9 protein-coding genes and 1 pseudogene are annotated in these 6,242 nt (G+C 68.2%); 6 read left to right on the top strand and 4 right to left on the bottom strand.

Annotated features, from left to right (window positions below; translation table 11 throughout):
• The first annotated feature begins 53 nt into the window (after positions 1 to 53).
• The gene (locus tag ACWD0Y_RS35810; protein WP_450264438.1) at positions 54 to 200 is read left to right on the top strand and encodes a hypothetical protein; all 147 of its coding nucleotides are present in this window, start codon (positions 54 to 56) and stop codon (positions 198 to 200) included.
• A gap of 54 nt (positions 201 to 254) precedes the next feature.
• Here ACWD0Y_RS35810 and ACWD0Y_RS35805 read toward each other — a convergent pair whose 3' ends face one another.
• Positions 255 to 1,151: a LysR substrate-binding domain-containing protein gene (locus ACWD0Y_RS35805; RefSeq protein ID WP_450264436.1), complete on the bottom strand. Its 897-nt coding sequence runs from the start codon at positions 1,149 to 1,151 to the stop codon at positions 255 to 257.
• A gap of 126 nt (positions 1,152 to 1,277) precedes the next feature.
• Here ACWD0Y_RS35805 and ACWD0Y_RS35800 point away from each other — a divergent pair, with 126 nt between their 5' ends.
• The 4 genes and pseudogenes from ACWD0Y_RS35800 (at position 1,278) to ACWD0Y_RS35785 (ending at position 3,489) form a co-directional block, all read left to right on the top strand.
• Positions 1,278 to 1,787, top strand: coding sequence for a nuclear transport factor 2 family protein (locus tag ACWD0Y_RS35800; RefSeq protein ID WP_450264435.1), 510 nt, complete (start codon positions 1,278 to 1,280; stop codon positions 1,785 to 1,787).
• Positions 1,788 to 1,930: 143 nt separating this feature from the next.
• Positions 1,931 to 2,377 (top strand): N-acetyltransferase family protein, encoded by a 447-nt coding sequence (locus ACWD0Y_RS35795; protein ID WP_450264437.1) that lies wholly within the window; start codon positions 1,931 to 1,933, stop codon positions 2,375 to 2,377.
• Between the two features lie 216 nt (positions 2,378 to 2,593).
• On the top strand, positions 2,594 to 3,094 hold the full coding sequence (locus ACWD0Y_RS35790) for a cupin domain-containing protein (RefSeq protein ID WP_450264434.1): 501 nt from the start codon (positions 2,594 to 2,596) through the stop codon (positions 3,092 to 3,094).
• Positions 3,091 to 3,489: pseudogene (locus ACWD0Y_RS35785) on the top strand (VOC family protein). Before ACWD0Y_RS35790 ends, ACWD0Y_RS35785 begins: the two are co-directional and overlap by 4 nt.
• 30 nt (positions 3,490 to 3,519) lie before the next feature.
• Here the strand turns inward: ACWD0Y_RS35785 and ACWD0Y_RS35780 are convergent.
• The 3 genes from ACWD0Y_RS35780 to ACWD0Y_RS35770 all read right to left on the bottom strand — a co-directional run bounded on the left by ACWD0Y_RS35780 (position 3,520) and on the right by ACWD0Y_RS35770 (position 4,917).
• A complete protein-coding gene (locus ACWD0Y_RS35780) occupies positions 3,520 to 3,720 on the bottom strand; it encodes a hypothetical protein (RefSeq protein WP_450264433.1) in 201 nt (66 codons plus the stop codon).
• A 75-nt stretch (positions 3,721 to 3,795) separates the two neighbouring features.
• On the bottom strand, positions 3,796 to 4,476 hold the full coding sequence (locus tag ACWD0Y_RS35775) for a transposase (protein ID WP_450264432.1): 681 nt from the start codon (positions 4,474 to 4,476) through the stop codon (positions 3,796 to 3,798).
• A 132-nt stretch (positions 4,477 to 4,608) separates the two neighbouring features.
• Positions 4,609 to 4,917: a transposase gene (locus ACWD0Y_RS35770; protein WP_450264431.1), complete on the bottom strand. Its 309-nt coding sequence runs from the start codon at positions 4,915 to 4,917 to the stop codon at positions 4,609 to 4,611.
• Positions 4,918 to 5,049: 132 nt separating this feature from the next.
• Here ACWD0Y_RS35770 and ACWD0Y_RS35765 point away from each other — a divergent pair, with 132 nt between their 5' ends.
• Positions 5,050 to 5,820, top strand: coding sequence for an SAM-dependent methyltransferase (locus ACWD0Y_RS35765; protein ID WP_450264430.1), 771 nt, complete (start codon positions 5,050 to 5,052; stop codon positions 5,818 to 5,820).
• Positions 5,821 to 6,242 lie beyond the last annotated feature (422 nt).

The raw sequence follows: 6,242 nt of genomic DNA, 5'->3' as shown, positions 1-6,242 counted from the left end.
AAGCCGGGACCACTGGCCGTTCGTCAGATCCCCACGTCCCACAGGACACGATCATGAACGAACAAGATCCACTTTCGCAACACGCCCTAGGCCGCTACAGCTTCACGGCCTCCACCCCTGCCGCCCACGCGCTGCGCCCGCTGCGCAACCCGGACGCGCCGGAGCTGGACGAGGACGATGACTGCGGCGGTCATGAGTGAGTGCCGGGGCCTGCGACTCGAACCGGACAGCGGGGCGGAATGGCAGCCGCCGCACTATGTGAGTCCGCCGACCAGCATGAGGGCGGACTCGTTGAAGGTGCGGATGCGGGCGGTGGTGGCGTCGTCGCGCCATTGGAGGGCCCATTCCAAGGGTGGGGCGTCACTGATGGGAACGTAAGCGACGTCGGGGCGAGCGTAGTAGCGCCGGACCTGCGCACCGACGGTGAAGGCGCCCTGGCCGGCGCCGATGAGGGTGAGCATCTCGTTGAACGTCGCGGTCGCGGGGCCGTGCTCGATCGGGCGTCCGGCCGGGGTGGCGCGGGGCGTGCAATTCCGCTGCAGGGAGTCCGGCACGTTTTCGGGCAACCGCAGTAGTCTCATCCGGGCCAGATCTTCCAGGGACAGCGACTCGCGGCGGGCGAAGGGATGTCCCGAGGGAACGGCCAGCATGCGTGCCTCTCGCACGAGTACCGGGCCGGATACGAGGCCGGGTTCGTCCACCGGATGGTGGGTCAGGGCGATGTCGACCTCGCCATCGCGGAGCCAGGGAAAGACGTCGGCCATCTGGGCCTCGCGCAGCCGTACCTCGCAGCCGGGTTCGCGCCCGCGGAACAATTCGGCGGCTCCGGCCAGGAGCTGGCCGCTGGCGGCGCCGACAAACGCGACGCGCAGGGTGCCGGTGAGGCCGCGTCCGGCATCGACCGCCCGCTCGAAGGCGGCGGCGATCTGGATCCAGGCGGGCCGGAGTTCCTCCTCCAGTTGCCGGCCGACCGCAGTCAGTTCCACGCGGCGGCTGGTGCGGTTGAACAGCGGGACGCCGACACGGCGTTCCAGTTTGGCGATGGTCTGGCTGACCCGGCTGGTGGACAGGTGCAGACGCTCGGCGGTCCGGCCGAAATGCAGTTCCTCGGCCAGGGTGAGGAAGGCGTCCAGTTCATGTCGTTCCAACATTCCGCCCCCTGCGCATCGTGAATCCTGACTTCACGATCGTTGCACAGGTCGGCGTTGATCGGACCGCTGCGCCAAGCGAGGGTTGATGCAGCTCGCACACCCGACTGACCCGCATGGGAGCACGCAATGTACGTAACCGAGGCGCACGCCCTTTCTGCCCCGGCCACCGAGACCGAGAAGGTTGTCGCGGAGCTGCGCGACCGTACGGAGATCCTCGACGCGCTGTACCGGTTCGGCCTGGGCCAGGACCTGAAGGATCCGCAGCTGTTTGCCTCCGCCTTCGCCGCCGACGCCGAGCTGGACTTTGCCCCGGCGGCGGCGAAGTGGGGAGACAGACCGCCGCTGATGGTCGGCCGGGACACGATCGTCACCACGATCCTCGGCCTGTTCACCGACCGGGTGGACACCACCCACCAAGTCACCAATGCGCGCATCGCCGTCGACGGCGCCACCGCGCGTCTGACCGCGCTGGTGGAGGCCCAGCACCTACTCGTTGCCGACCGCGGAACCTTCTCCCTGCTGAAGAACCCCTACGCCGTCGATCTGATCCGCGACGGCGACCGCTGGGTGATCCGCAAGATGCGCATCGACAACGCCTGGTTCACCGGTGACCCCGTCGCGATCTTCGCCGCCTGACCATCGAATGAAGGAAGAGCCTGATGACGACGGCCTTTGCCCGGTCGACGAACACCGGCGACTCGCACGAGGGAGGAACACGACACGTGACCGGCACCGTTACCCCGCTGGTTCGGGAGGCGACCGCGGAAGACTGGCCCGCGATGTGGGCGTTCATGGAGGGCATCGTGCGGGCCGGGGAGACCTTTTCCTGGGATCGCGAAACCACCCAGGAGCAGGCGCGGGTGATGTGGTTCCCGCAGCCGCCCGGGCACACGTTCGTCGTAGGCAGCGGCGGCGAGATCCTCGGGACCGCCAACAGCGTCCGCAACCATCACGGGGGCGCCTCGCACATCACAAGTGCCAGCTTCATGGTGGATCCGGCGCACTCCAGGCGGGGCGTGGGACGGGTGCTCGGGGAACACGTCCTCGAACAGGCGCGGGCCGACGGGTTCCGGGCCATGCAGTTCAACGCCGTCGTGGAGACCAATACGCGGGCGGTCGCCCTCTGGCGCTCGCTCGGCCTCAAGGCGGTGGGGACCCTCCCGGAAGGCTTCCGCCATCCGGTGCACGGATACGTGGGACTGCACATCATGCACCGGGCACTCTGAGCACGTCCACGCACTCCGAGCAGGCCAGATGAGGCTCCGGAGCCCGGCGGCCACCCTCATCGAGGCTCCGCCCTCGCGGGCTGTCTCGCCTTCCCGGACTGCACCCGGTGCAGAACCTGGCGTGCAGTCTCAACTCATTCCTCGTCGCTGTCCCGATCGCCGAGTTGAACGGTGACTGGTTCGCGCAGCGGCCGCTATCCCTGGAAAGGGCACGACATGAAGATCACAGTGACCGGCGGACGGCCGGTGCTGACCCGTCACTCCGAGGCCGAGACCTGCGCTGACCCCAGCAGTGTGATGACGCTGCTCGCCGACTCGGACAGCACCGCCGACGGCTTCACCAGCTACCGGTCCACGTTCGCCAAGGGAGCCGTGGGGGCACCTGCCCACTTCCACACCAGGGCGACAGAGCTGTTCTTCGTGATCAGCGGATCCCTCCAGGTGCTGGTGGAAAAGGAGGTCACCGTCCTGGAGGCGGGCGACTTCCTGGCCGTTCCGCCCCACACCCCGCACGCCTTCGCCGCGGCGCCCGGCTGTGAGGCGGACGTGCTGTTCGTGTTCACGCCGGGCATGGGCCGGTTCGACTACCTGCGCCTGCTCGGCCGGGTGATGCGTGGCGAGGCCGACGCGACGGAGATCGCCGCCTCCGCGAAGCGGTTCGACAACCACTACGTCGACAGCCCCGTCTGGCGGGCTGCCCTGGAGGTCCCAGCGTGATCGACTCCACCGTCCCAGTCCGGCCGGTCCAGCCCTCGCGGGACCTCGCCGCCGCCGAACGCTTCTACGTGAACGGCCTCGGCCTGGCCGTCCTGTGACGTACGACCGAGCGCGTGCCGGGCGAGCACGACCTGCTGATGGTCGGCCCGCCCGGCGCTGCCTGGCATTTCGAGCCGACGCACGCCCCGCAGCGGCCGCTGGGGCCGACCCCGACGGTGGACGACCTGTTCGTCGTCTACCTCGGCAAGCCGGCGGACGAGTCCCTGATCGACCGCCTGGTCGCGGCCGGCGGCACTCGCGTTCCGGCACACAGCCCGTACTGGGACGAGCACGGTGTGACGATCGCCGACCCGGACGGCTACCGCCTGGTGCTGTGCTCCCGCACCCGCGCCTGAGCAGCGTCCGGGCGGAGTGCACGATGACGGTCAGTGGATCCCGGCTGTGGCCCAGGCGGCGTGGATCTGTTCGCAGGCGGTCTGGACGTGAGCGTCCTGCGGTGTGTTGAGAATGAGGGCGGTGGCAAGCGTGCGGACGGCGGGAATGTCGAGCAGTAGCACGGCGAGCACGCGGTTGAGCCGGCCGACGAGGTCGGCGGCGGTCTGGGGCGGGTGGCAGTCCTCGCCCACTTCCTGGAGCAGTTCGCCGAGCCCGGCGGCATCCGGTTCCCCATCCTGTGGCTGTTTCAGGGCGATGTGGACCTGCTACAGGGCCTCGGTCTCCCATGCGGGCACCGCCCGGAGGAACACCACGTCGGAAGTGACCCCCAGGTCGGCGGCAGGAGAGCCGGCAGGGGTCTGGGGGGGGGGAGGGCGGTGGCGAGGTTGTTGATGGCGTCGGCCGCTGCCCGGTACGGAGCGTCGGGAAGTCCGGTCGAACTGCCAGTCCGGCAAGGACGTACGACGTGCTGGGCAGACAGTTCGCCGGACTGCCTGTCGGCAAACCTCCTGCGACCCGCGGTCGGAATGGACGACACAGCCGGCCACGTCACCTCGATGTCCGACCGCGTTGTTCAGCGCATTCACCGCGAGCCGTGCCTGCATCCGGCTGCCGATGGAGTACTCGGCAATCCGGCCGGAACACGCGTCCTTGACCGCGTAGAGATACACCTTGCCCTCGCCGGTGGTGTGTTCGGTGATGTCGGTCAGCCACAGCTCGTTCACCGCGCCGGCGGTGAAGTCACGCCGGACGAGATCGTCGTGCACCAGCGGCCCGGACCGCTTGCCGTTCTTCGCCCGCTTCTTGCCGAACACCGACCACCAGGCGTTGTCCCGGCAGATCCGCCACGCGGTCCGCTCACACATACGCTCGCCGACTGCCTCGGCTTCGCCGGCGAGGAACCGGTAGCCGAATTCCGGATCGTCGCGGTGTGCGTCGAACAGCACGTTCGCGCGGTGAGCCTCGCTGAGCTCGGCCTCGGTCCCCGGCCGGCGAAGCCACCGGTAGCAGCGCTGGCGGGCAAGCCCCCAGGACCCGACACGTGAGCGCGACAGGGACCGTGTCGGCGGCGAGCTCTCTCACGAGCGGGTAGAGCCTTTTCCCGGCAGGTTCGCCTGTGACAGGTAGGCCGCCGCGCGGCGCAAGACCTCGTTCTCCTGCTCCAGCAGCCGGACACGCTTCTTCAGCTCACGGTTCTCCGCGGACCCGGACCTGGTGACACCGGGCTTCTCGCCGTCCTCCACGGCGGCTTGGCGCAGCCACTTCGACAGTGTCATCTCATGAATGCCGAAATCCTTCGCGATCTGCGCAAGGGCGACGCCCTTCTCACGGTTGCGCGCCACACGCGCGGCATCGCCACGGAACTCTTCGGGATACGGAACAGGCACAGCAACATCCTTCCAGGCCGCCCCACAGGCAAGCCAGATCAGATGTCACCCGATCGTGCGGCAGACCCTGCAGCAGTCCCAAGCAGTGAGGCGAAACCGGGTTGTGCCTGGAGCGATGATCGGCTTGGGTTCGTGCTCGTGACTGCCTTGAATGATCTCGTACGTCCGGACCGTTATCCGCGCTCCTCCCGCTATGACCCTGGCTGGTTGCTCGACCTCGCCATGGGGCCGAACCCGTTGTGGATGCTGGAGGACCTCGCCCAGGACCTTGATCTGCGCCCGGGGATGCGGATTCTCGACCTCGGTTCCGGCAAGGGCGCCACGTCGGTGTTCCTAGCCCGTGAGTATGGCGCCCAGGTCGTCGCGGCAGACTTGTGGGTCGCCCCCGAGGATGCGGCAGCCGTCTTCGCCGACGCGGGTGTCGGCGATCAGGTGGAGGCTGTGCGGGCGGAGGCGCACGCCTTGCCGTTCGAGGAGGAGAGCTTTGACGCCATCGTGAGCGTCGACGCGTTCGAGTACTTCGGTACGGCAGACAACTACCTGCCCTACCTGGTCCGGTTTCTCCGCCCCGGTGGACAACTGGCCATGGCGACGCCCGCCATGACACGGGACGTCCGTGAACTCGGGGCCATCCCGTCCCACATCAAGGAGGTGGTGGGCTGGGAAGCGATCGCCTGGCACACGGCGGAATGGTGGCGCTTCCAGTGGGCGATCACTGAACTGGTGGAGGTCACGTCCGCGCGGCTCCAGCAAGATGCCTGGCAGGACTGGCTGCTGTGGACCCAGGCATGCGCCGAGCATCAGCCGGACGGCCAGAGCGCCAACCAGCCGGTCATCGACATGCTCACCGCAGACGGCGGAGAGTTCCTCTCCTTTGCTCTGGTAACCGCACGCAAGAACTAGGTGGTCAACTCCGAAAGTCCTTCGGGGCTTGACGTGATTGGTGTGGCTGTGTGGTGCACGCAGCCTCCGCCATCTTGGAGTTGGCTGGTCAGGAGGCTGGCGTGCGCGGGCGTCATGACACTCGTGCTGGTGATGGGCGGTTGTCACGGGTGTAGATCATCCGTCCGGGGTTTACGGATTCTCGTCCGTCGGTGTCGCGGTGCCGCCTACGATCCGGCGCATGGTGGACCCCGAGGTGCAGGAACGGATCGCGGTCTCGTTGACGGCCATTGGGTGGAAGGCTCCGCTGGAGCCCGCGCCGCGGGCGGTGGAGCCCATCCTCCGTCACCGGGAGCCGCATCTCGTAGGAGGCGGCCTCCAGGCCCTCGGGGGTCAGGTTCCGCAGCCTCTCCCCCGTCTCGGTGGAACTGCCGTTCTCGGCG

The sequence above is a fragment of the Streptomyces altiplanensis genome (assembly GCF_053591575.1).
Note: the sequence above shows the minus strand (reverse complement) of the source record. Positions and strands in the feature narration are given on the sequence as shown.